The 24539-nt window shown below is 64.6% G+C and carries 23 protein-coding genes; 20 read left to right on the top strand and 3 right to left on the bottom strand.

The genetic code is table 11. The annotated features are described in order from the left end of the window. Positions 1–9: 9 nt before the first annotated feature. Positions 10–1587, top strand: coding sequence for a PepSY domain-containing protein (locus DFR38_RS18115; protein ID WP_158527759.1), 1578 nt, complete (start codon positions 10–12; stop codon positions 1585–1587). A gap of 78 nt (positions 1588–1665) precedes the next feature. Here the strand turns inward: DFR38_RS18115 and DFR38_RS18110 are convergent, their stop codons facing one another. Beyond that, a complete protein-coding gene (locus DFR38_RS18110) occupies positions 1666–2286 on the bottom strand; it encodes a TetR/AcrR family transcriptional regulator (RefSeq protein ID WP_059287450.1) in 621 nt (206 codons plus the stop codon). 133 nt (positions 2287–2419) lie between these two features. Between DFR38_RS18110 and DFR38_RS18105 the strand changes: the two genes are divergently transcribed. From DFR38_RS18105 to DFR38_RS18060, 10 genes are all read left to right on the top strand, one after another. Beyond that, a complete protein-coding gene (locus tag DFR38_RS18105; protein WP_110313728.1) occupies positions 2420–3706 on the top strand; it encodes an NAD(P)/FAD-dependent oxidoreductase in 1287 nt (428 codons plus the stop codon). Then, on the top strand, positions 3703–4497 hold the full coding sequence (locus DFR38_RS18100; RefSeq protein WP_059287451.1) for a DUF1365 domain-containing protein: 795 nt from the start codon (positions 3703–3705) through the stop codon (positions 4495–4497). Before DFR38_RS18105 ends, DFR38_RS18100 begins: the two co-directional genes overlap by 4 nt. Next, complete coding sequence (locus DFR38_RS18095; RefSeq protein ID WP_110313727.1) at positions 4494–5702, top strand: SAM-dependent methyltransferase; 1209 nt, start codon at positions 4494–4496, stop codon at positions 5700–5702. The genes DFR38_RS18100 and DFR38_RS18095 overlap by 4 nt, the downstream gene beginning before the upstream one ends. Before the next feature lie 43 nt (positions 5703–5745). Further along, positions 5746–6531, top strand: a complete 786-nt coding sequence (locus tag DFR38_RS18090) for an SDR family NAD(P)-dependent oxidoreductase (protein WP_244909918.1) — start codon at positions 5746–5748, stop codon at positions 6529–6531. After that, positions 6459–6965, top strand: a complete 507-nt coding sequence (locus DFR38_RS18085; RefSeq protein ID WP_082693737.1) for a nuclear transport factor 2 family protein — start codon at positions 6459–6461, stop codon at positions 6963–6965. The genes DFR38_RS18090 and DFR38_RS18085 overlap by 73 nt, the downstream gene beginning before the upstream one ends. Then, positions 6962–7108, top strand: coding sequence for a DUF2256 domain-containing protein (locus DFR38_RS21800; protein WP_082693735.1), 147 nt, complete (start codon positions 6962–6964; stop codon positions 7106–7108). The genes DFR38_RS18085 and DFR38_RS21800 overlap by 4 nt, the downstream gene beginning before the upstream one ends. Positions 7109–7195: 87 nt before the next feature. Then, complete coding sequence (locus DFR38_RS18075) at positions 7196–8725, top strand: cryptochrome/photolyase family protein (protein WP_110313725.1); 1530 nt, start codon at positions 7196–7198, stop codon at positions 8723–8725. Positions 8726–8751: 26 nt separating this feature from the next. Then, positions 8752–9294: a lipocalin family protein gene (locus tag DFR38_RS18070; RefSeq protein WP_059287407.1), complete on the top strand. Its 543-nt coding sequence runs from the start codon at positions 8752–8754 to the stop codon at positions 9292–9294. A 22-nt stretch (positions 9295–9316) separates the two neighbouring features. Then, the gene (locus DFR38_RS18065) at positions 9317–9541 is read left to right on the top strand and encodes a TIGR02450 family Trp-rich protein (RefSeq protein ID WP_059287406.1); all 225 of its coding nucleotides are present in this window, start codon (positions 9317–9319) and stop codon (positions 9539–9541) included. Between the two features lie 40 nt (positions 9542–9581). Then, on the top strand, positions 9582–11129 hold the full coding sequence (locus tag DFR38_RS18060) for an FAD-binding domain-containing protein (protein WP_110313724.1): 1548 nt from the start codon (positions 9582–9584) through the stop codon (positions 11127–11129). 23 nt (positions 11130–11152) lie between these two features. Here the strand turns inward: DFR38_RS18060 and DFR38_RS18055 are convergent, their stop codons facing one another. Then, on the bottom strand, positions 11153–12106 hold the full coding sequence (locus DFR38_RS18055; protein WP_059287341.1) for a LysR substrate-binding domain-containing protein: 954 nt from the start codon (positions 12104–12106) through the stop codon (positions 11153–11155). A 207-nt stretch (positions 12107–12313) separates the two neighbouring features. Here DFR38_RS18055 and DFR38_RS18050 point away from each other — a divergent pair, with 207 nt between their 5' ends. Then, positions 12314–14605 (top strand): NADP-dependent malic enzyme, encoded by a 2292-nt coding sequence (locus tag DFR38_RS18050; protein WP_059287340.1) that lies wholly within the window; start codon positions 12314–12316, stop codon positions 14603–14605. A gap of 322 nt (positions 14606–14927) precedes the next feature. Beyond that, the gene (locus tag DFR38_RS18045; RefSeq protein WP_059287342.1) at positions 14928–15353 is read left to right on the top strand and encodes an organic hydroperoxide resistance protein; all 426 of its coding nucleotides are present in this window, start codon (positions 14928–14930) and stop codon (positions 15351–15353) included. A gap of 85 nt (positions 15354–15438) precedes the next feature. Here the strand turns inward: DFR38_RS18045 and DFR38_RS18040 are convergent, their stop codons facing one another. Then, positions 15439–16080 carry a TetR/AcrR family transcriptional regulator gene (locus DFR38_RS18040; protein ID WP_110313723.1) on the bottom strand — a complete coding sequence of 214 codons (642 nt, stop codon included), beginning with the start codon at positions 16078–16080 and terminating at the stop codon, positions 15439–15441. Positions 16081–16178: 98 nt separating this feature from the next. Here DFR38_RS18040 and DFR38_RS18035 point away from each other — a divergent pair, with 98 nt between their 5' ends. From DFR38_RS18035 to DFR38_RS18005, 7 genes are all read left to right on the top strand, one after another. Then, the gene (locus tag DFR38_RS18035; RefSeq protein ID WP_244909917.1) at positions 16179–17630 is read left to right on the top strand and encodes an efflux transporter outer membrane subunit; all 1452 of its coding nucleotides are present in this window, start codon (positions 16179–16181) and stop codon (positions 17628–17630) included. Positions 17631–17662: 32 nt separating this feature from the next. Next, positions 17663–18805, top strand: a complete 1143-nt coding sequence (locus tag DFR38_RS18030) for an HlyD family secretion protein (RefSeq protein ID WP_110313721.1) — start codon at positions 17663–17665, stop codon at positions 18803–18805. A gap of 10 nt (positions 18806–18815) precedes the next feature. Next, on the top strand, positions 18816–20345 hold the full coding sequence (locus DFR38_RS18025; RefSeq protein WP_059287217.1) for a DHA2 family efflux MFS transporter permease subunit: 1530 nt from the start codon (positions 18816–18818) through the stop codon (positions 20343–20345). 46 nt (positions 20346–20391) lie between these two features. Then, positions 20392–21981 carry a methyl-accepting chemotaxis protein gene (locus DFR38_RS18020; protein WP_110313720.1) on the top strand — a complete coding sequence of 530 codons (1590 nt, stop codon included), beginning with the start codon at positions 20392–20394 and terminating at the stop codon, positions 21979–21981. 12 nt (positions 21982–21993) lie between these two features. Then, positions 21994–23397, top strand: a complete 1404-nt coding sequence (locus tag DFR38_RS18015; RefSeq protein WP_110313719.1) for a putative bifunctional diguanylate cyclase/phosphodiesterase — start codon at positions 21994–21996, stop codon at positions 23395–23397. 146 nt (positions 23398–23543) lie between these two features. Beyond that, a complete protein-coding gene (locus DFR38_RS18010) occupies positions 23544–24332 on the top strand; it encodes a bestrophin-like domain (protein WP_059287522.1) in 789 nt (262 codons plus the stop codon). After that, a partial coding sequence (locus DFR38_RS18005) for a paraquat-inducible protein A (RefSeq protein ID WP_425320065.1) occupies positions 24329–24539 on the top strand: 211 nt, incomplete at its 3' end. The genes DFR38_RS18010 and DFR38_RS18005, both read left to right, overlap by 4 nt.

Here is a 24539-nt window from a genome sequence, read left to right as displayed (position 1 = left end):
AACATCCGCATGAAACGTCTGCTGTTTCTTGGCCACCGCTGGCTGGGCATCCTGCTGTGCCTGCTGCTGGTGCTCTGGTCTTTTTCCGGGCTGCTGATGATTTACGCCGGCCCGTCCAGCATCAGCGAATCCACCCGGCTGGCGCATGCCCCGGCCCTGACACCTGCCGCCAGCTGGCTGAGCGCCGGCGCAGCCTGGCGGCTGGGCATGCCGACCGCCGACAGCCCGCCCAGCTCGGCGCGACTGCTGGTGCAGGCCGGAGAGCCGGTCTGGCTGATGCAGGATGGCAGCGGCCAACGCTATCGCCTGTCGGCACGCGATGGCCAGCGCCATGACATCAGCGCCGCCCAGGCCATCGCCATTGCCCGCGAATGGGCACCCGGCAGCCAGCCGCAGATCCGGCAGGCCCCGTTTGCACGCGATGCCGGCACGGCGATGATGAACTACGACCCCTATCGCCCGTTTTACCGCGTCAATCTTGACGACGCCGCACAGCATGAACTCACCATCTCCCAGCGCACCGGCGAGGTGATCAAGGCCAGCAGCCGGCTGGACCGCCTGCTGTTCTGGGGCGGCAGCTACCTGCACTTCCTGCGGCCACTGGATGCCATCGGCCTGGCCGATGCCAGAAAATCCATCCAGACCTGGAGCGCGCTGGCCAGCCTGCTGGCCGTGTTGAGCGGCCTGTACCTGGGACTGTGCCGCTGGCGGCCGGGCTGGCTGGGCCAGCGCCGCTATCCCAATGGCAGCAGCAATCCCTATCGTGCGCTCTGGCAACGCTGGCATCTGTGGCTGGGGCTGTGCGGCGGCCTGCTGGCGCTAAGCTGGACGCTGAGCGGCTTTCTTTCCAACAACCCATGGCAGCTGTTTTCCGGCCACCAGGGACAGGGCCGGTCGCATCATCACGCCACCGCGGCCGCCCTGCCGGCCACGGCGCTGGACTTTCCCATGGCGCAGGTCGTCGCCCAGCTGGCCGGCCAGCACATGGTGGAACTGAACTGGTATCACGCCGGCCCGCTGGCCATGCTGCAGGCGCGCGACGCGCAGCTGCGCAGCCGCATCATCACCACCCATGGCTTTGAGCTGGCGGCAGGCCAGCGCGAATTTCCCGCTGCCGCGTTGCTGGCCAGCGCCCAGGCCATGACCGGCCACGCCGCCATACGCCAGGCCGAGCGCCTGCTTGCAGCGGATGATTACTACTACCCTGACCGCCATCAGGACAGCTCGCGCCGGCCACTGCCAGTCTGGCGCATCCAGCTGGCGGATCAGCCAGCCAGCTGGCTTTACCTGAATCCGCAAACCGGGGAGAAACTGCTGCAGCTGGATCGCAGCCAGCGCACCTTCCGCTGGCTGTTCAGCGGCCTGCATAACTGGGACCAGGCCATCATGCGGCCACGGCCGTGGTGGGATGGCTGGATGCTCACCAGCAGTCTGGCGGTACTGGCGCTGTCCATCAGCGCGCTGGTACTGGCCGGCAAACGGCTGCGGATAAAGGCAGGCGCAGCAAGACGGCGCCGTGCTGCGACGGCCGGGCAGAGCGCAACACCGGCGGTGCCGGTCAGCGCCAGCGACAGCCATTCGCGCTGAGCATAAAGACACAGGGCGGCCTGCAAGCAGGCCGCCCTGTGGGTATAAGCCGGCAGCACAATGCTGCTCAGTGGCTGCTCAGTGCTGGCCGGAACCGGCCATGCCGTCGAAAGTCATGGCCAGCATGTGCGCCACGATCTGCTCGGTACTGTAGCGTCCGTATAGCTGCATGTAATCGACCGCCGGGTCGCAGGTGCGCGAGTAATAGGCATACAGCAGCACGTCGGTGGGCAGATCCGCCCGCAGCTCCCCGGCCTGCTTGGCCGCATCGACAATGCCGGCCAGCAGTTTGTGCAATTTGTACACGCGGCTGACATAGCGCAGGCTTTTGGTCAGCATTTCCCTCACCTGCGGGCTGGACGACGGCAGGAAAGGCAGGCCCCCCTCCAGCCTCACCCGCAAGGCCCACTCCAGCAATCCCGCCAGTCTTGCCCTGGCGCTCAGCGCGCCATCCTGTGCCTCGAGAAAAGCCAGCGCACCATCCAGCAGCCGGATCATCACCTCGGTGGCCAGCTCTTCCTTGGATTTGAAATGCTTGTACAGGCTGGGCTTGGAGATGCCCGCCTCGCCGGCGACATCGTCCATGGTCATCAGGTCGAAACCCTTGCTGGCCAGCAACTTGGTCGTTGCATCCAGCACTGCCTGTTCGCGCAGCTTGAAGGCTTGATCCTTGAAGCTGAGCTTGCTGAAAATACTCATGAGTACAACCTTTTACTAATTGGTAGCTTTTTTTCCAAAGCAGTTATATCCTGAATATAAGCACTACGGCACGGTGTGCCAAGCTGTTTTCTTCATTCCGAACCGTCAATCCGAACCGTCAACGGGAGATCAGGTGAACCAAGCCAGCCCCAAGCGCCAGCGCATCGCCATCATCGGTGCCGGCATTTCCGGCCTTGCCAGCGCATGGCTGACCGCAGGCCACCATGATGTGACGCTGTTCGAGGCAGGGGATTATGCCGGCGGTCACACCAATACCGTGGACGTCGAACTGGAAGGCCAGCGCTGCGCCGTGGATACCGGTTTTCTGGTGTTCAACGAGGCCACCTATCCCAATCTGATCGCGCTGTTTCAGCAGCTTGAGCTGCCCTGCAGCGGCAGCGACATGTCGTTCAGCGTCTCGGTAGACCAGGGGCGGGATGAGTGGGCCGGCAGCAGCCTGTCCAGCGTGTTTGCGCAGCGCAGCAAGCTGCTGTCCCCGTCGTTTTACGGCATGCTGGGCGATATCCTGCGCTTTAATGCGGCAGCCACTGCCAATCTGCAGCTGGCCGCCGGGCAGGGGCTGACACTGGGCGAATTGCTGGAACAGGGCAGCTACGGCAAGCGTTTTCGCGATCACTACCTGGTGCCGATGGCTGCGGCCATCTGGTCCAGCCCGGCCAGCCAGATCCTGGCCTTCCCGGCCGAAACCTTTCTGCGCTTTTGCATGAATCACGGCTTGCTGCAGATCCGCCACCGGCCGCGCTGGTTTACCGTGCCGGGGGGCGCACGCCAGTATGTACAGAAAATGCTGGCCAGCCTGGACGATGTGCGCCTGTCCAGCCCGGTGAGCCAGGTTGAGCGCCACGAACACGGTGTCACGGTCAGCAGCCGCCACGGCGCGGAGCACTTCGACAGCGTGATTTTCGCCACCCATGCACCGCAAACCCTGCGCCTGCTGGCGGATGCCACAGCAGAAGAGCGGGCCATACTGGGCGCGGTGCAGTACCAGAGCAATATCGCCGTGCTGCATACCGATACCAGCCTGCTGCCGCGCCGACGCCAGGTGTGGTCGGCCTGGAACTTCCTGTCCGATGGCAACGGCAGCGGCCAGCGCGCCGTCTGCGTCAGTTACCTGCTGAACAAATTGCAGCCGCTGCCCATCCGCACCCCGCTGATGGTGACGCTCAATCCGCTGCAGCAGCCGGAAGCCTCACAGGAACTGGCACGCTTCCTGTACGAGCATCCGCTGCTGGATGCGGCAGCCATCGAGGCGCAGCGCCGGCTGCCGGCCATCCAGGGCCGGCGCCATTGCTGGTTTGCCGGTGCCTGGACCGGTTACGGCTTTCATGAAGACGGGCTGAAATCCGCGCTGCGCGTGGCTGCCGATTTCGCCCCGCTACCGCACTGGGCCAGGCTGTGAACGGGCTGGCTGCCTACCTGCTGACCGGCAGCGTCATCCACCAGCGGCTGCGCCCGGTCCACCATCGCTTCCGCTATCCGGTGTTTGCGCTGCGCTTCAGGCTGTCCGCACTGGAGTCCATCGGCAAGGGCTGGCTGGGAATGTGGCTGGGCGTGGATCGCTGGCGTCCGCTAACGCTCAAGCGCCGTGATCATGGTGCCTGCGATGGCAGCCCGCTATTGCCATGGATACGCCAGCACCTGGCGGCAGCCGGCCTGCCCTGCGATGGCGAGGTATGGCTGCAATGCTTTCCGCGCCTGTTCGGCTACGCCTTCAACCCGGTCAGCTTCTGGTATTGCCACAATGCCGCCGGCGAGCTGATCGCCCTGCTGGCCGAGGTAAACAATACCTTTGGCGAGCGCCATGGCTATCTGCTGGCCAATCCGGATGGCAGCCCCATCCGCAATGGCAGCACCCTGCGCTGCCGCAAACAGCTGCATGTGTCGCCGTTCTGCCAGGTGGCCGGACACTACCGTTTCCGGCTGGCCGAATGCGCCGGGCGCATGCTGATGCGAATCGACTACCACGATGATGTCGGCGAACTGATCAATACCAGCATTTCCGGCCAGCTGCAGCCGCTGACGGTGCCGGCCCTGGCCAGGGCCGTGCTGCGCCAGCCACTGCTGACCCTGGGCGTCATCTGGCGCATTCACTGGCAGGCATGGCAGCTGTGGCGGAAAAAACTGCCCGTCTATCGCAAACCGCTCGCCCCTTCTCACTCGCTCAGCCATGGACAGGAGCCGCAAGCATGAACCTCAGCCATACCCTGGACAAACTGCCGCCCGCACTGCCGCCCAGCGCCCGCCTGCTGCTGTCGCGACTGCAACAGTTGCAGAGCGGGGGCTTGCGCTTGCTGACACCGGCCGGCCATGCGCTATGGTTCGGCCAGCCGCAGCACAGCGAACATGCCGAACTGCATATCCACGACTGGGCCGGCTGCCGCAAGCTGCTGACGGCCGGCGACATCGGCTTTGCCGAAGCCTATCGCGACGGGCTGCTGGACAGCCCGGAGCTGACCGCCCTGCTGCGACTGGCCCTGCGCAACGAACACGCCGTGCCGCCGGCGCTGTCCGGCAGCCTGCCGGCGCGATGGTGGTATCGGCTGAAGCACCTGCTGCGGCGCAATAGCCGCCGTGGCAGCCGGCGCAACATCCACGCCCACTATGATCTGGGCAATGACTTTTACCGGCTGTGGCTGGACCCGTCCTGGACCTACTCCAGCGCCTGGTTCAACGGCAACTACGCGCAGTCGCTGCAACAGGCACAACAGGCCAAGTACCAGCGCATCTGCGACACGCTGGGCTTGCAGCCGGGCATGCGGGTACTGGAAATCGGCTGTGGCTGGGGCGGGTTTGCCGAACACGCCACGCGTGCCGGCATCGCGGTGCATGGCATCACCATTTCACCGGCCCAACTTGAACTGGCGCGCCAGCGGCTGGCCGGCCAGCCGCTGGCCCAGCTGGAATTGCGCGACTACCGCGACCTGGACGGCCAGTACGACGCGGTGGTGTCCATCGAGATGTTCGAAGCGGTGGGCGAAGCCTACTGGCCGCAATATTTCCGCACGGTGCGCCGCTTGCTGCGCCCGGGTGGGCAGGCACTGATCCAGAGCATCACCATTGCCGACGCCTATTTCGAACGCTACCGCGCCAAGAGCGACTTCATCCAGCAATTCATTTTCCCGGGCGGCATGCTGCCCAGCCCCAGCCGCTTCAGCCAGACCGCCAGCGCCGCCGGCCTGCACACCAGCCAGCGGCTGGACTTCGGCCCGGACTATGCGGAAACCCTGCGCCGCTGGCGCCAGTCCTTCGAGGGGGCGCTGGAAAGCGTGCGCCAACAGGGCTTTGACGAAGCCTTCATCCGCCTGTGGCGGCTCTACCTGTGTTATTGCGAGGCCGGTTTCGACGAAGGCCGCATCGGCGTCAGCCAGTTTCTGTTGCAAGACCGCCCGGCATGAATGACCGGCAGCCGCGGCTACACGTTGTCACCAGGAGCAAGCCATGATGCTGCTACCCCCGCCCAACCCCCGCATCGCCAGCTGGCACCAGCGCCGGGTGTGGATTATCGGTGCCTCCAGCGGCATCGGCGCAGCGCTGGCCAGCCAGCTGCTGCAACAAGGCGCACAGGTGATCCTGTCGGCACGCAACCAGGTCGCCCTGCAGCTGGTGGCTGCCGCCCATGCCGCCGCCATCGTCCTGCCGCTGGATGTCAGCCAGCCGGCGGCCTGGCAGCAAGCCTGGGCCGAGCTGGCAGCCCGCCAGGCCCTGCCCGATCTGGTGGTGTTCTGCGCGGCGGACTATCGCCCGGAGCACTGCTGGGACATCCGGGCCGCGACGGTCAGCCAGACCCTGGCCACCAATCTGGCCGGCGTTTATTTCGGGCTGGAAACCATTCTGCCGGCGCTGATGGCCCGCCAGGGCGGCGGCATCGCACTGGTGGCCAGCGTGGCCGGCTATGTCGGCTTGCCCGGTGCCTGTGTCTACGGGCCGGGCAAGGCGGCGCTGATCAATCTGGCCGAGTTATTACACGCGGAATTGCGCCAGCATGGCATCGCCGTTTACCTGATCAACCCCGGCTTTGTCGCCACCCGGCTCACCGCCCGCAACGACTTCACCATGCCGGCCCTGCTCAACACCAGCGAGGCAGCCGCGCACATCGTGCGCGGGCTGGAGCGCGGCCGCTTTGAAATCCACTTTCCTGTCAGGTTCACCACATGGATAAAACTGCTCAGACTGCTGCCCTATCGCCTGCGGCTGCCGCTGCTGCGCCGGCTGGCGCGGCACTGAGAGCGCAGCTATCGGCACTGGTGGGGTGGTACAGCCAGCTCAGTCCGCACAGCCTGGAACAGCTGCCGCACTATTACGCCGCCACGGTCAGCTTCAAGGACCCCTTCAATACGGTATACAGCCGCGACGGCGTCAGGCTGATTTTCCAGCACATGTTCCGCAAGCTGGAGCAGCCGCGCTTCGTGGTGCTGGAGCAATTGCTGGATGGCCAGCAGGCTTTCCTCAGCTGGGACTTTCATTTCCGCCTGCGCGGCAAGGATTACTGCCTGCACGGTGCCAGCCATCTGCGTTTCAACGAGGATGGCCTGCTGATCCTGCACCGCGACTACTGGGACTCGGCCGAAGAACTGCTGCACAAGCTGCCGCTGATCGGCGCACCACTGCGGCTGCTGCGCCGGCTGCTGTCGGTACGCGACGAGGACCGCCCGGCATGAAAACCGGTTTCAAGGGCAACAAGCAGGCACTGCCAGTCAAGACCTGCCGCGGCTGTGGCAGGGCGATGAGCTGGCGGCGCAAATGGGCGCGCTGCTGGGAACAGCTGCAATTCTGCTCCGAGCGCTGCCGCCGACAACATTGAACCAGCAAAACCATACCCTGCCACCATGTCACTCGCTCTTGCTTACACTCCCCGACAAGCTGTGCAGCCCGCCCGGCGGAGCCGTCCATGACTACGCTGCGACTGATTCTGGGCGACCAGCTCAATCCCCGGCACAGCTGGTTTTCCCGCGTCGATGACCATGTGGTTTACCTGCTGCTGGAATTGCGCCAGGAAACCGACTACGTGCGCCATCATGCGCAAAAGCTGCTGGCGGTGCTGGCTGCCATGCGCCACTTCGCCGCCCGCCTGAAAGCCGCCGGCCATCGCGTGCGTTATGTCGCACTCGACCATCCGTCCAATCGCGGCACGCTGGAAGCCAATCTGGATGCCCTGCTACAGCACTACGCCGCCAGCCATTTCAGCTGGCAATGGCCGGACGAGTGGCGGCTGGACCAGCAGCTGCAAGCCTGGGCAGCCCGGCAGACCGTGGTTTGCCAGGCCGTGGACAGCGAACACTTTCTGGCCCCTCGGCTGGCCGCCAGCCAGCTGTTTGCCGGCAAGGCCAGCTGGCGCATGGAAACCTTCTACCGCCACATGCGCAAGCAATATGGCGTGCTGCTGGATGAGCGTGGCGGCCCGGTCGGCGGCAAATGGAATTTCGACCAGGACAATCGCAAGCCGTGGCGCGGCAGCCCCGCACCGCTGGCCGATGCACGCCCCAGCCACGATCACAGCGCGCTGTGGCAGATGCTGCAGGATGCCGGCGTGGCGGCGCTGGGTCAGCCCTGTGCCGCACAACTGCGCTGGCCGCTGCACCGCGAGGAGGCCCTGGCCTTGCTGCAGCATTTCATCCAGCATGGCCTGCCCTGCTTCGGCGACTATCAGGACGCCATGCACAGCGCACAGCCGCGGCTGTTTCATTCCCTGCTGTCCTTCGCCCTCAACACCAAGATGCTGTCGCCGCGGGAAGTGATAGACGCCGCCGTGGCCGCCTGGCAAGAGGGCAAGGTGCCGCTGGCCGCAGCGGAAGGCTTCATCCGCCAGATACTGGGCTGGCGCGAATATGTGCGCGGCGTGTACTGGGCGCGCATGCCCGGCTATGCCAGCAGCAATCACTTCGACCACCAGCGGCCGCTGCCGCACTGGTTCTGGAACGGCGACACCGGCATGCACTGCCTGGCCCAGGCCATCGGCCAGTCGCTGCGCGATGCCTATGCCCACCACATCCAGCGGCTGATGGTCATCGGCAATTTCGCCCTGCTGGCCGGGCTGTCGCCCCAGGCCCTGCATGAATGGTATCTGGGCATTTACATCGATGCCTTCGAATGGGTGGAACTACCCAATACCCTGGGCATGAGCCAGTTTGCCGACGGCGGCCTGCTGGCCAGCAAGCCTTATGTTTCCGGCAGCGCCTATCTGCAGCGCATGAGCAATTATTGCGGCGACTGCCGCTACCGGCGCGAACAGCGCCACGGCGATGACGCCTGCCCGTTCAACGCCCTGTACTGGGACTTTTTCCAGCGCAATGCCGCCACGCTGGGTAGCAATCCCAGACTGGCGCTGGTTTACCGCCAGTTGCAGCAGATGGATGCGGCGGAAAGCGCCGCCATTACCACGACCGCCCATGCCATCCGCCAGCGGCTGGACACCCTGTAAGCCCGACACCACAAGGAAGCCACACCATGAAACGATATTCCCTCTCCCTGATCCTGCTGCTGGCCAGCACCCTGCTGCTGGCCGCCTGCTCCACCCTGCCGCCACCGGGCATCCAGCCGGTAAGCGGCTTCGAGCTGACGCGCTATAGCGGCCAGTGGCATGAAATCGCCCGGCTGGACAACCGCTTCGAACGTGGCCTGAGCCAGGTCAGCGCCACCTACTCGCTCAATGCCGATGGCAGCATCAAGGTGGTCAACCGCGGCTACGACCAGGCCAGCGCCAGCTGGAAAGAGGCACAGGGCCGCGCGCTGTTCAATGGCGACAGCCATGTGGCGTCCCTGAAAGTGTCTTTCTTCGGCCCCTTCTACGGCGGCTACCATGTGGTGGCGCTGGACCCGGACTATCAATGGGCCATGGTGGCCGGTAACGACCGCGACTATCTGTGGATACTGGCGCGCGACAAGCAGCTGCCGCAAACCGTGACCCAGCAGCTGCTGCGTCAGGCCGCCAGCCTGGGCTTTGATACCGCCAGCCTGATCTGGGTGAAGCAAAGCACGGCCAGCCAGTAAGGCTAATCAAGGTAAACAAGCCATGACGATGCGACTCAACCCGCGCAAGCTGCTGCTGAGCAAGTGGACGGCCGTGCAGCCGCGCAACAAGGAAAAACACTTTATCGTGGTGCGGCTGATCGAGCCGGAAGACCCGGCCCAAGCCATCCGCGAGGTGGAACTGGAAGCGGTATACAGCCGGCACAGCCGCATCATCGCCTGGCAAACGCTGACCGATGCCACCCTCTGGCGGCAGGGCTGGCATTGAGCCGACCGCTTCAGCCTGCGGTAATCGGGAGCGCCCGGCCATGAGTTACGGTGTGGTCTGGTTCAAGCGCGACCTGCGCCTGCACGACCATGCGGCGCTGTGTGCCGCCAGCGCCCAGGGACCGCTGCTGTGCCTGTACATCATCGAGCCACAGCTATGGCTGCAGCCCGACCTGTCCAGCCAGCATTACCACTTTTTGCTGGAATGCCTGCACGACCTGCGCCAATCGCTACAGCAGCGCGGCATGACACTGCTGGTGAAAGTGGGCGAGGCCTGCGCCGTGCTGGAGCAGCTGTATCAGGCCAGCCCCTTCCACGCGCTGTATGCGCATGAGGAAACCGGCAATCACTTCACCTTTCAGCGTGATCTGGCCGTCGCCCGCTGGTGCCGCAGCCATGGCCTGCCCTGGCAGGAATTCTGCCAGAACGGCGTCATCCGCCGCCTCGCCGCGCGCGACGGCTGGGCGGCGCGCTGGGAACAGCTGGTCAGCGCCCCCTGCCTGCCCGTGCCCGTCATGCAGGGCTGGCCAGCCCCGCTGCCGGACGACCGCCCCCCCACCGCGGCCCAGCTGGGCATCCACCCTTTCGACCCGCCACAACGCCAGCGTGGCGGCCGCCGCCGCGCCATTGCCGTGTTGCAGGATTTTCTCGCCACGCGCAGCGCCCACTACCGCGGCGGTATCTCCTCGCCGCTGTCCGCACCAACGGCCTGTTCGCGGCTGTCGCCCTTTCTGGCCATGGGCTGCCTCAGCCTGCGTGAAATCGTGCAGAGCACCCGCCGCCGGCTGACGCAATTACCGGCAGACAACACGCGCCAGCGCCAAGGGCTGCAAGCCTTCATCAGCCGCCTGCACTGGCACTGCCATTTCATGCAGAAGCTGGAGTCCGAACCCGCCATCGAATGGCGCAATATGCACAGCGGCTACGATGGGCTGCGCGAAGAGGAAGTCGATGCCGCACGCTTGCAGGCGCTGATGGATGGCCGAACCGGCTGGCCGCTGGTGGATGCCTGCGTGGCCATGCTGCGTCACACCGGCTGGCTGAATTTCCGCATGCGCGCCATGCTGGTTTCGGTGGCGGCCTATCCGCTCTGGCTGCACTGGCGGCCGGTGGGCTTATGGCTGGCGCGCTGTTTTCTCGATTACGAGCCGGGCATTCACTGGAGCCAGCTGCAGATGCAGGCCGGCACCACCGGCATCAATACCACCCGCGTCTACAACCCGGTCAAGCAGGCCATGGACCACGATCCACAGGGGCGCTTTGTGCGGCAATGGCTGCCGGCCATGCGCCGGGTGCCGGACAGCTGGCTGTTCCAGCCATGGAAAATGCCGGACGATCTGTGCCGCCAGCACGGGCTGCTGGGGGAATATGCGCTGGTGCAACCACTGGTGGAGCTGGAAAGCGCCACCCGGCAGGCCCGCCAGCGCCTGCACGCCCGCCGCAATGAACAGGCGGTACGCGCCGGCAAGCAGGCCGTCCTGCAAAAACATGGCTCGCGCAAGCAGCTGCCGCGTGCCGGCGGCAGCGCCAGGCCGGCGACCACCAAGCAACTGGCATTGCCGCTGGAAGCCGGGCCAGCGCCGGACTGAACGGGCCACGGCAATGCTGAGGCTCAGCCCTCCTGACACAAGCCGCGCAAGGCGGCGCAGAACAGCGCCACGGTATGCCGCGCACCGCCGGCACGGGTAAACATGGCAATCGGCGGCAGCGTCCAGTCGAATGAATAGGGCACGATGGACAGGCCGGCCGTGCGCACCAGCTCTTCGGCAATATCCGCCGGCACGATGGACACCGCCCGTTCGCTGGCGACAATCATCTCGCCGATCAGCTTGGACGAATAACTCTCCACAATGGGCACTGGCGGGGCAATGCCGGCCGCCAGAAAGATATCGGTCACCTGCTCGCGCATCGGCGTATGGGGCGCCCCCAGAATCCAGTCCAGTTCCACCAGGCGGGTCCAGTCCAGCCGCACCCGTCCCAGCTGCGCCGCCAGCCGCCGGCTGGCGATCAGCCGCGGCTGTTGCCGGTACAGCACTTCGAACTCCAGCTGTTGCAGATCCACCGCCGACGAGGCGCGGCCGATGACGATGTCCAGGCTGTGATCCTGCAGCCGTGGCAAGAGCTGGTCGCTGGTGCCCTCATGCAGGGTCACCGTCATGCCGCCCTGGCCTTCCGGCAGGGTGCGGGCGATGGCGGCCGACAGCAGCCGCCCCGGAATAAAGGGAATGACGCCAACGTGCAGGTGGGCGCTATAGCCGGCCGCGGCGGTGGCCATGTCGCGCACCAGGTGGTCCAGATCGTGCAGCATGGCCTGGGCGCGGGCCAGCACCAGCTTGCCCAGCGCGGTGGGGGCCATGCCGCGGCTGGAGCGGTCAAACAGCGCACCGCCAAACATGCCTTCCAGCTCGGACAGGGCATTGGTGATGGCCGGCTGGCTGCTGGCCATCTGCTCGGCCACCCGCGTCAGCGAGCCATGCTGCTGGATATTCAGCAGCAGGATCAGGTGGCGCATTTTCAGCCGGGCAGACAGGCGGCGCAGGATCTCGTCGGCATTGATTTCGGCCATGGCGGCTCAGATCATCAGGTAAATAGTATGGCTCGATAGTAAATCAAAATATTTACCTTATGTTATTTCGCTAGACTTGCCGCTAATCCAGTCATCCGCCTCCTTGCAGGTGGCCTGACAGGAGACAAAGCGGCTGCCCTGCCGGCAGCCAACACGGCATAGCGATGGCCTTGGCACTGCGACCAAGCCCACATCAGGAGCGACACCATGGATACGACCGACCGTCAGGCAGCACTGGATTACCACGAATTCCCCACTCCGGGCAAAATCGCCGTCAATGCCAGCAAGCCGCTGGTGACCCAGCGCGATCTGGCGCTGGCCTACACCCCTGGTGTGGCTGCCGCCTGCGAAGAAATCGTCGCCGATCCGCTCAATGCCAGCCGCTTTACCGCCCGTTCCAATCTGGTGGGCGTCATCACCAACGGCACCGCGGTGCTGGGCCTGGGCAATATCGGCGCGCTGGCCTCCAAGCCGGTGATGGAAGGCAAGGCGGTGCTGTTCAAGAAATTTGCCGGTGTCGACGTGTTCGACATCGAAATCAACGAAACCGACCCGGACAAGCTGGTGGACATCATCGCCAGCCTGGAAGCCACTTTTGGCGGCATCAATCTGGAAGACATCAAGGCGCCGGAATGTTTTGAAGTGGAACGCAAGCTGCGCGAACGGATGAAGATTCCGGTCTTCCATGACGACCAGCACGGCACCGCCATCACCGTGGCCGCCGCCTTCATCAACGGCCTCAAGGTAGTGGGCAAGGATATCCGCCAAGTGAAGGTAGTGACTTCCGGTGCCGGTGCCGCCGCCCTCACCTGCCTGGACCTGATGGTGCATCTGGGCCTGCCGCTGGAAAACATCTGGGTCACCGATATCGAAGGCGTGGTCTATCAGGGCCGCACCGTGCTGATGGACCCGGCCAAGGCGCGCTTTGCCCAGCCGACTGATGCCCGCACCCTCAGCGAAGTGATTGCCGGGGCCGATGTTTTCCTCGGTCTGTCCGCCGGCGGCGTGCTCAAGGGCGAGATGGTGGCGCAGATGGCCGCCCGCCCGCTGATCCTGGCACTGGCCAACCCGGCCCCGGAAATCCTGCCGGAAGTAGCCCACGCGGTACGCGACGACGTGGTGATGGCCACCGGCCGCTCCGACTACCCCAACCAGGTCAACAATGTGCTGTGCTTCCCCTACATCTTCCGCGGTGCGCTGGATGTGGGCGCCACCACCATCACCCGTGAAATGGAAGTGGCCGCGGTGTACGCCATTGCCGGGCTGGCCGAGGAAGAACAGAACGAAGTGGTGGCGGCCGCCTATGGCAGTTACGACCTGTCCTTCGGCCCGCAATACCTGATTCCCAAGCCCTTCGACCCGCGGCTGATCGTGCGCATCGCCCCGGCCGTGGCCAAGGCGGCCATGGACAGCGGTGTGGCCACCCGGCCGATTGCCAACCTCGACGCCTATACCGAGCAGCTGCAACAGTTTGTCTACCACTCCGGCAGCTTCATGAAGCCCCTGTTTGCCGCCGCCAAAAAACTGGTGCGCGAAGGCGGCAGGACCCGCATCGTATTTACCGAAGGCGAAGACGAGCGCGTGCTGCGTGCGGTGCAGGTGATCGTGGATGAAAAGCTGGCCCGTCCCATCCTGGTGGGCCGCCCGGAAGTGCTGCTGGCGCGGATTGAAAAGTTTGGCCTGCGCCTGCGCCTGGGCGAGGACGTGGAAGTCACCAACCCGGAATACGACGAACGCTTCCACCAGTACTGGACCAGCTACTGGGAGCTGATGTGCCGCGATGGCGTGACCAAGGAAATGGCCCGCGTGGAAATGCGCCGCCGCCTGACCCTGATTGGCGCGATGATGGTGCGTCTGGGCGACGCCGACGGCATGATCTGCGGCACCGTGGGCAGCTATCACGACCACCTGCGCTATATCGATCAGGTGATCGGCAAGAAGGCCGGCTCGGATACCTACGCCGCCATGAACATCCTGCTGCTGGAAAAACAGACGGTGGCGCTGGTGGATACCCACGTCAACGACGACCCCACCGCCGAGCAGATTGCCGAATTCACCATTGCCGCCGCCGAGGAAATGGCCCTGCTGCACATGAAGCCCAAGGCCGCGCTGCTGTCGCGCTCCAACTTCGGCTCCGGCAGTTCCGCCTCCGGCAGCAAGATGCGCCGCGTGCTGGAACTGGTACGCCAGCAAGCGCCTGAGCTGGAAATCGATGGCGAAATGCACGGCGACTGCGCACTGGACGAGGCGCTGCGCATGGACATCCTGCCGATGTCGCAACTGAAGGGCGCGGCCAATCTGCTGGTCTGCCCCAATGTCGATGCCGGCAATATCGCCTACAACCTGCTGAAGACCGCCGCCGGCAGCAATGTCGCCGTCGGCCCCTTCCTGCTGGGTGTCAATGCACCGGTCAACATCCTCACCTCCAGCTCCACCGTGCGCCGCATCATCAATATGGCGGCACTGACGGTGATGGAAGCCAACCGCCAACAGCACTAAAACCCGCTCACAAAACCCCGCTCCAGCGTTGCACCGCCTTGCCGTACGCTATGTACGGTCGGCGGTGGCGCGCCTTGGCCCGGGTGCTTTACGAGGTTTTGTTAGCGGCTCTCAGCAGTAGCCACTCCAAACACGCCCCGGTCCGCCGGGGCGTTTTGCTGTCTGCACGGTGGCACATCACCAGCATGGGCAGCCGGCCCTCAGCAAATCAGTACGTAAAATCAAATTTTCAGGACTTTATGCCACAAAAAGTCCTGAATCAAGGCGTACAGTGAGCGCCATACCCCGCAGCAAGCCGCTGCTTTCCACCAAGGAGCTCACCATGTCCATCGAAAAAGTCCTGTACCGCGCCCAAGCCACTGCCAGCGGTGGCCGCGAAGGCCACGCCGAATCTTCGGACGGCGCCCTGCGCGTGCAGCTGTCCACCCCGCGCGAGCTGGGCGGCGCCGGCGGTAGCGGCACCAATCCCGAGCAACTGTTCGCCGCCGGTTACTCGGCCTGCTTTCTGGGCGCACTGAAATTTGTCGCCGCCAGAGAAAAAATCGCCCTGCCTGCCGACGCCAGCATTACCGGCAGCGTAGGCATCGGCCCCATTGCCAGCGGCTTCGGCATCGAAGCCGAGCTGCAGATCAGCCTGCCCGGCCTGCCGCGCGCACAAGCGCAAGCGCTGGTGGAGCAAGCCCACATCGTCTGCCCCTATTCCAATGCCACCCGCAACAATATCGATGTGACGCTGACGCTGCTCTGAAGCCACAGCCCCCGGCTGCCGCCCGGCACAGCGGCGGCAGCCCTTGCCCACCCTGCCCACCGACCATCCACAGGCAGCGGAGCAGTCACGACAGCGGCTCCCTGCTGCTGCTCGTCATCCCTGCCGCATCCACGCCATAGCCATGCAGATAAACGGCCAGCGCCGCCGCCACTGATTCGGCAATGCGCTCCGGTCCGGGTTTGTCCACCAGCCCGGTCATGAAAAACTCCACATAGTCGGCCTCCAGCAAGCTGATCAGTTGCAGTGCCGCCCGCCAGGGCGAGCGGCTGGCCAGCTGGCCGGCCTGCATCTGACCTTCCAGAAAGCGCGCCAACTGCCCCCACCCCTCGGCCGGGCCGTTGTCGAAAAACATCCGGCCCATACTGGAGCGCGGCCCTTCCCCCATCACGATGCTACGCATGATCAACAGATCGCGGCTCAGTATGGTATCGAGATAGTGCTCGCCAAAGCGCTGCAAGGTGCCGGCCAGATCAGCCCCCGGGGCCAGGCTGCCAAACGCTCCCATCATCCGGTCTTCCGCCTGGGTTTTCATGACCTCGCGAAACAGCTCGTCCTTGGAAGAAAAATAGCTGTACAGCGTTGCCTTGGAGCCACCCGTGCGTTCCGCGATCTCCGCCATGGATGCCGCCTTGTAACCACGTGCCCGGAATACCTCCGTGGCTGCAGCCAGGATGGCCAGACGCCGATCTTCAGTTTTCACTCTCATTACCCCTCCGTTAACTTTACCGTACAGTAAATTTATATTGACACATCTGGCGCATCATTGCTATAAACTTACCATACAGTTCAGTTATGGAGAAAATCGTGCACACCTTCCTCTGGCATGCAAGGAGCGGCGCAGTGTATTGCAGCCTGCTACTGGCAGCTGGCTGCGGCCTGGCCGGCTGCGCCAGCGTTCCCGATCTGGGGCCGCTGCCGTCGCTGCACGGCAGCACGCAGCTGCAAAGCACGCACAGCCTGGCCGGCAATGCCGCCAGCTGGGCAGAACCGCAATGGTGGACCAGCTATGGCGATGCCCAGCTAAACCGGCTGATGGCCGAGGCACTGGCAAACTCTCCTGACCTGGCCATGGCGCGTGCGCGCATCCTCAGGGCCGAAGGCTATGCCCAGCAGGCAGGTGCCAGCCTGCTGCCGGCGCTGGAAATGGACAGCAGCCTGTCGCGCATGAAGCAGAGTTACAACAATGGCGTGCCCAAGGCGCTGGTGCCGCCGGGCTTCAACAATGCCAGCCGTGCAACGCTGGATTTCAGCTACGAAATCGATTTCTGGGGCAAGAACCGCGCCGCCGTGGCGGCAGCCACCTCGGAACTGGCGGCCGCGCAAAGCGAAGCCGCGCAAAGCCGGCTGCTGCTGACCAGTTCGATGGCCGCGGCCTATGCCGAGCTGGCACGTTTATACGCCGTACAAGACTGCTCGGCCCAGGCGGTGGCGGTACGCCTGCATAGCGAAAAACTGCTGGGCGACCGTCAGCAGCAAGGACTGGAAACCATGGCCAGCGTCAGCCAGGCGCAATCGCGGCGCGCGGCGGCAGAAGCCGAGCTCACCGCCGCCGGCCAGGCCATCGCCCTGCAGCGCAATGCCCTGGCCGCGCTCAGCGGCAGCGGTCCGGACCGCGGCCTGCAAATCGGCCGCCCCGTCGTCGCGCTGAGTCGCCTGCAGGGGCTGCCTGCCAGCGTGCCGGCCGAACTACTGGCACACCGTCCTGATCTGCAGGCCGCGCGCTGGCGCGCCGAAGCCGCCGCCCGCCGCATCGATGTGGCACATGCCGGCTTTTATCCCAATGTCAATCTCACGGCCTTTGTCGGCGGGCAAGCACTGGGCAGCCTGGATCTGCTGACCAGAAGCGGCTCCGGCATTGCCGGCATCGGCCCGGCCATCGACCTGCCCATCTTCCGTGGCGGCCAGCTGGAAGGCGGCTATCGCACGGCGCGCAGCGAGTACGACATGGCCGTGGCCAGCTACAACCAGACCCTGATCCAGGCCCTGCACGAAGTGGCAGACGCCATCACGCAGCACCACATGCTGGCACCACAGTTGCTGCAGCGCAGCGAGTCGCTGCAGGCGGCCGAACAGGCCTATCGCGTGGCCAGCGAGCGCTATCAGGGCGGCCTGGCCAACTATCTCCAGGTATTGAACGCAGAAGACAGCGTGATCAATGCGCGCCGCATTCTGGTCGACCTGCAAAGCCAGCGGCTGGTGCAGGACATCAGCCTGATCAAGGCGCTGGGCGGCGGCTACCAGGCCGAACACAGCTGAAACCCGGCACGGAAACCATCAAGGAAATCATCATGAGTGCACATACCGACACCCTGCCGGCCGCCACCGCGGCCACTCCCGCCGCACCGGCACAACGCAAGAAACTGTTTCTGCTGCTGGGCAGCGCCATTGCCGTGGCCGCACTGGGCTATGGCAGTTACTGGGCGCTGGTCGCCTCCCACTATGTCAGTACCGACAATGCCTATGTCGCCACCGAAATTGCCCAGGTCACGCCGGAGGTGTCGGGCACGGTGCGCAGCGTGACGGTGGTGGACACCCAGCGCGTGAAAAAGGGCGATGTGCTGCTGCAGCTGGATGACAAGGATGCCCGGCTGGCGCTGGCCCAGGCCGAGGCCGATCTGGCGCGTGCCCAGCGCCGGGTGCAGGGGTATTTTGCCAATGACGAAAGCCTGACAGCCCAGGTGCAGTCGCGTCTGGCCGAGCAGGCCCGTGCCGCGGCACAGCTGGTATCGGCCAGATCCGATCTGGAGCGTAGCCGCCTTGATTACAGCCGCCGTCAGGCCCTGGCGCGCAATGGCTCGGTATCCGGCGAAGAACTGAGCAATGCCGGCAATGCGCTGGCCGTGGCCGAAGCCGCCTTCCACGCCGCCGAAGCCGGTGCGCGCCAGAGTGAAGCCAATTACCGCGCCGCGCTGGGCGCGCTGAAAAACAATCAGGCACTGACGGCCGACAGCACGGTGGCCACCAATCCGGAAGTGCTGCTGGCACGCGCCCGACGCGACCAGGCCAGGCTGGACCTGGAGCGCACCATCATCCGCGCGCCGCTGGACGGCACGGTGGCCAAGCGCCAGGTGCAACTGGGCCAGCGGGTGCAGGCCGGCGCGCCGCTGCTGTCGATTGCACCGCTGCAACAGGCCCATGTGGACGCCAACTTCAAGGAAGTGCAGCTGGAAAAGGTGCGCCTCGGGCAGCCGGTCAAGCTCACCGCCGACCTGTACGGCGACAGCGTGGAATACCACGGCAAGGTGGTCGGGCTTGCCGGCGGTTCCGGCTCGTCCTTTGCCGTGATTCCGGCGCAGAACGCCACCGGCAACTGGATCAAGGTGGTGCAGCGCCTGCCGGTACGCATCGCACTGGACCCGGCCGAGCTGCGCGCCCATCCGCTGTCGGTGGGCCTGTCGATGAACGCCACCATCGACACCCGCTCGCACTGAGGAAACGGCCATGTCCCACCCCTCCTCACCCGCCGCACCGCTGACCGGTGCCACGCTGTGGCTGGCGGCGCTTGCGCTGTCTGCCGGTAATTTCATCGCCGTGCTCGACACCACCATTGCCAATGTCTCGGTCCCCAATATTGCCGGCGGGCTGGGCGTGGCGGCCAATCAGGGCACCTATGTCATCACCTCGTATGCCGTGGCCGAGGCCATTACCGTACCGCTGACCGGCTGGCTGGCCGCCCGTTTTGGCACGGTGCGTCTTTTTATCACCTCGATGCTGCTGTTCGGCCTGTTTTCCCTGCTGTGCGGCCTGTCGCACTCGCTGGAAACCCTGCTGCTGTTCCGCGTGCTGCAAGGCCTGGCTGGCGGCCCGCTGATGCCGATGTCGCAAACACTGCTGCAGCAGATCTTTCCCAGGGAAAAAGCCAGCATTGCCATCGGCCTGTGGAGCATGACCACGCTGGTGGCGCCGGTGCTGGGGCCGGTGCTGGGCGGGGTGCTGTGCGACCAGGTCAGCTGGCCGTGGATCTTCTATATCAATGTGCCCATCGCGCTGACCTGCGGCTATCTGGGCTGGCAGCTGCTCAAAAACCAGGAGAGCATGCGCCTGCAGCTGCGCATCGACATCATCGGCCTGCTGCTGCTGATCGTGTGGGTGGCCGCGCTGCAGATCATGCTGGACGAAGGCAAGGATCTGGACTGGTTCTCTTCGACGGAAATCGTCAGCCTGGCCATCATCAGTGTGGTGGGCTTCCTGGCCTTCCTGATCTGGGAGCTGACCGAACACAATCCGGTGGTCAATCTGCGGGTATTCCGCCACCGCGGCTACTGGGTCAGCGTGCTGACCATCGCACTGGCTTTCGGCTCCTTTTTCGGCTCCACCGTGCTCACCCCGCAATGGCTGCAAAGCTATATGGGCTATACCGCCACCGATGCCGGCATCGCCCAGGCGCTCAGCGGGGTGCTGTCGGTACTGGCCGCACCGCTGGTGGCCCATCTCACCACCCGCACCGACCCGCGCCGGCTGGTATTCATCGGGGTGATGTGGCTGGGTGGCGTCACCCTGTTCCGCAGCTTCAACACCACCGATGTCGGCTTCTGGCAGGTTGCCGTCCCCCTGTTCTTCCAGGGGCTGGGCATGCCCTTCTTTTTCATCCCGCTGATCGGCCTGGCCATGTCCAGCGTGGACGAGGTGGAAATGGCCTCGGCCGCCGGGCTGATGAATTTCCTGCGCACCATGTCGGGTGCCATCGCCACCTCGCTGGTCACCACCGCCTGGGACGACAAGGCCAAGTACTACCACGACATTCTCAGCGGGCTGACCGACTCCGGCGGCGAAGCCATGCAGCAGATGAGCACGGCTTTCGGCACGGAGCCGGCACGCCACCTGCTCAACAGCCTGGTCGATGCCCAAAGCATCATGCTGTCGACCAATACGCTGTTCATGATCAGCGGCCTGTCCTTCGTGGTCGCCGCCTGCGTGGTCTGGCTGGCACCCCGCCCCACCCATATGGCCGATACCAGCCATGTCCATTGAACACCGTCACGGCCGGCACGGCCATTGACAAGCAAGCAGAAAGCACATGATGCATAGCACGCAGCCGACAAGCGGGCGCGAGTTGCAGGTCGACCCCGCCAAGCCGCTGGTCAGCATGACCGACACCCGCGGCAACATCCTGCACGCCAATCCGGCCTTTATCGAAATCAGCGGTTACAGCCGGGCCGAGCTGCTAGGCCAGCCACACAATATTGTGCGCCATCCCGACATGCCGGCCGCAGCCTTCGCCGACATGTGGCGCACACTGGCGGCCGACCTGCCCTGGCAGGGCATGGTCAAGAACCGGTCCAAGAACGGCGATCATTACTGGGTGCACGCCTATGTGTCGCCCTGCTTCGAAAAACAGCGCAAAACCGGCTATATCTCGGTACGCAGCCGGCCCACGGCCGGGCAGATCGAGGCTGCGGACGCCTTGTACCGCGCCGTCAACCGGCAGCAGCGGCCTTTTCCGGCCACCCGCTACCCGGCCCGCACCGCGCTGTCGGCCAGAATCATGCTGCTGGCCACGCTGCCGGCCGCCTGCCTGCTGGCTGCCGCCAACCTGCCGGGGCCGCAGTCGTGGCTGGCCGGCGGCACCGGCCTGATCTGCGCCGGGGCGCTGGCGTTCTGGACCTGGCACGGCATCCGCCAGCCGCTGGAATGGTCGGTCCAGGCCATCAGGAAAATCAGCGGCGGCGACCTTGGTTTCGAGCTGGAAACCAGCGCCGCCGGCGAATTCTCGCGCCAGCTGCTGGGCATCCAGTCGATGAAGTTCAATCTGCGTGCCATGTTCGCCGACATGATGGGCATTGCCGACGAAATCGACAGCCAGTCGGGCGCACTCAACGCCCAGTCGCAGGTGGCCAGCCGGCATATCCAGCAGGGTGTGGACTGCGTGCGCCAGATGAGCACCACCCTCGGCCAGATGACGGCCGCCATCCACAGCATTGCCGCCGCCACCAGCCAGAATGCCGCCACGGCTGCCACCGCGGCGGAACGGGTCAGTGAAGGAGTCGGCCAGATCGTGGCCGCGCAGCAGGCGGCGCAGGGTGTGGTCAAGCGCATGCAGACGGCCAAAACCCTGGTGTCCGAGCTGGATGCCGAAACCAACGGCATCCGCAAGCTGGCGGAAATCATCCAGGGCATTGCCGAACAGACCAATCTGCTGGCGCTGAATGCCGCCATCGAAGCGGCACGGGCCGGCGAATCCGGCCGTGGCTTTGCCGTGGTGGCCGATGAAGTACGCAAGCTGGCCGAACGCACCAGCGGCAGCACCGAGGAAATCACCCATACCATCCAGCGCATCGGCAGCTGCACGCAACAAACCCTCAGCGCCATCACCATCGCCGCCGACGAGGTCGACCACAGCAACGACATGCTTGGCGCCAGCAAGCTCATTTACGAGAACATCAAGCGCGCCGGTGCTGAAATCGAGTCTTCTTCCAGCGATATCGCCAGCATGTTGCAGCAACAGGCGCAGGCCAGCAGCGAGGCCAGCCGCAACATCCACACCATCAATCAGCTGGTGGAACAGAACAGTAACAGCATCACCTCGATACAACATGCCGCCGACCGCCTGGGCAGCACCGCCAGGGAGCTCTACCAGATGAGCAGTCGCTTCGTGTCGTCCCGGTAAGCGGAGCCCATCATGCCCAGCAATCATGTACAGGACATGGCACCCACACCCTGCGGCTTGCCGCCGCTCGGCGATGTCGCGGCCCTGCTGAACCGGCTACCGGCGCAGCCCCCCTGCCCGCAGCTCAGGGCCGTTCTCGACTATCACCTGAGCCACGACCCGCAAACCGGCCTGCCCAATCTGGACTTTCTGGTGCAACGCATCGATGCCAGCCTGCAGGCCGGCATACCTTGCAGCCTGCTGTTTCTGGAAATCGGCGGCATCGACGAGATCGGCGAATACCACGGCCTGGCAGCGGCCCTGTTTGCCCTGCGCAGCATGGCCGAACGCATCCGCAACACCATCGGACACGATGATGTGGTGGCGCGGATTCATGGCGGGATTTATCTGGCGCTGGTATTCGATGCCGAGCCGCAACGGCTGGCCATCCGGCTGAAAAACTGCATCACCCGCCCGCTGCCCTGGCAGGTCGACATGCTGCATCTGACCACGGCCATCGGCATTGTCCGCAGCAGCGATTGCCCGGGCACGGCAGAAGGGCTGATCCGCGCCGGTTACGCGGCGGCCCAGAGCAGCCTGCAACACGGCAAGGGCATCTGCCACTTTACCGCCGCACAGGCCCGGCAGATCGAACGCCGCTATCAGCTGGGTGCGCGCCTGCACAGCGCGCTGGAACAGGGAGGGCTGTCGCTATATTTCCAGGCAGAAGTCCGTGCCGGCGATGGCCGGCTCCAGGCGGCCGAGGCCCTGCTGCGCTGGCATGACCCGGTGCTGGGCGAGGTATCCCCGGCCGAGTTCATTCCCATTGCCGAACACAATGGTCTGATAGCCGGCCTCAGCACCTGGGTCATCCACCATGCGCTGGCTGAATTGAAAAAATGGCAGCATGCCGGGCTGGACATCAAGATGGCCATCAATCTGTCGGCCTGCGATTTGCATGACATCACCCTGCTCGGCCGCATCCAGGCAGCACTGCATGCAAGTGGGGTCGACCCCACCCGGCTGGTGATCGAACTGACCGAATCCGCCGTGATGCGCAATCCGCTGTTTGCAGCCAGGCAACTGGCGGCGCTGCGGGCCTTGGGCGTGGCCATTTCGCTGGACGACTTCGGCACCGGCTTTTCATCCTTCAGCCTGTTGCGCCAATTGCCGCTCGACACCCTGAAAATAGACCGCTCCTTCATCACCGACATCGCCGGCGATGACTGTGCCGCCGCCATTGTCCGCACCATCATTTCCCTGGCGCGCACCCTGCGCCTGAAGACGGTGGCCGAAGGCGTGGAAACCGCCGCACAGGCCAGCCTGCTGACAGCGTCAAGAGTTGACCTCCTGCAAGGCTATTTTTTCGGCAAGCCACTGGCTGCCGCCGATTTCCTCCGCCATGCCGTCGCGGTTTGCGGCAATGAGCCTACTTGAAGCGGCCTGCAGCCCATGCCAGTATTGAAATTGCCTCAACCATCCCTTGTCCCGGGCCATACCCGCCCCATTCCAGCCCGGCCGCCACGGCGGACAACCCGGATGAGCGCCCGCCATCCGCTCAATCGGCACAGGAAACCGGTGTGATGAACATATTTCTTCGTTGCGGACTGGTGGCCATTGCCGCCTTTGCCTGCGCCATGGCCGGGGAAGCCATTCATGACGGGTTCCCGGTTTATGTCAGCCATTCCGGCGAGCTGATCAAGCTGATCTCCTCGCTGATCGGCACCCTGTTTGCCATTGTGCTGGGTCTGCTCATTTCTTCGTCCTACACCACCTTCAACAACCATCAGGCCGATTTCAATGCCATGGCCACCGCGGCCGCCAATATCGACCTGCTGCTGAAGCTGTATCCGCAGCAATCCGCCTCATTGCGGCCGCAGCTGCTGGCCACCATCGACCGCGTGCTGGGCCGCTACTGGCCGGAAAAATCCAGACAGCGGCAACAGGATGTCAACTACCACTTCCTGAATGACGACATCGCGGCCATGGTCAACATCAACAATACCTTTCAGGCCATCGACCATGTCAGCCGCGACGACATCAATGCCATGCGCCAGTTCTCCAACCAGTTTGTCGCCATCCAGACCAACATCATCCGCAGCCTGTCCAATCAGGTGCCGTCGCTCTTGCTGGTCATCGTGTTTGGCTGGGCCTGCCTGCTGTTTTTCCTTTATGGCATTTTCGGCAGTGGCAGTGCTTTTGAAATATTTTTCCTGTTCCTGGGTGCCATCGCCATTGCCAGCGCCAATTTTCTCATTCTGGAGCTGACCCATCCCTATCAGGGCATGTTCAAGGTATCCAGCGCCGCGTTTGACCTGTTGCATGCCGCCATCGTGGCAGAACAGCAGGTAGCACGGGAGCAAGACCGATGAACCAGCAGCCCGCTCACAGCGCACTGGCCTGCCACGAATGCGACCTGCTGCAGACCGCCCCCGCCGCGGCCGGGCAAGCCGTCTGCTGCTGCCGCTGCGGCTGCCAGCTGCGGCCCCGCCCCGGCTATCCCCCCGCCACCTCCCTGCCACTGGTGCTGGCCGGACTGCTGGTCTTTATCCTGGCCAATGTCTTTCCCGTGGTCGGCC

Origin of the sequence: Aquitalea magnusonii (assembly GCF_003202035.1) — a bacterium.
Classification (GTDB): Bacteria; Pseudomonadota; Gammaproteobacteria; order Burkholderiales; family Chromobacteriaceae; genus Aquitalea; species Aquitalea magnusonii.
This window is presented reverse-complemented; position numbering and strand designations above follow the sequence as displayed.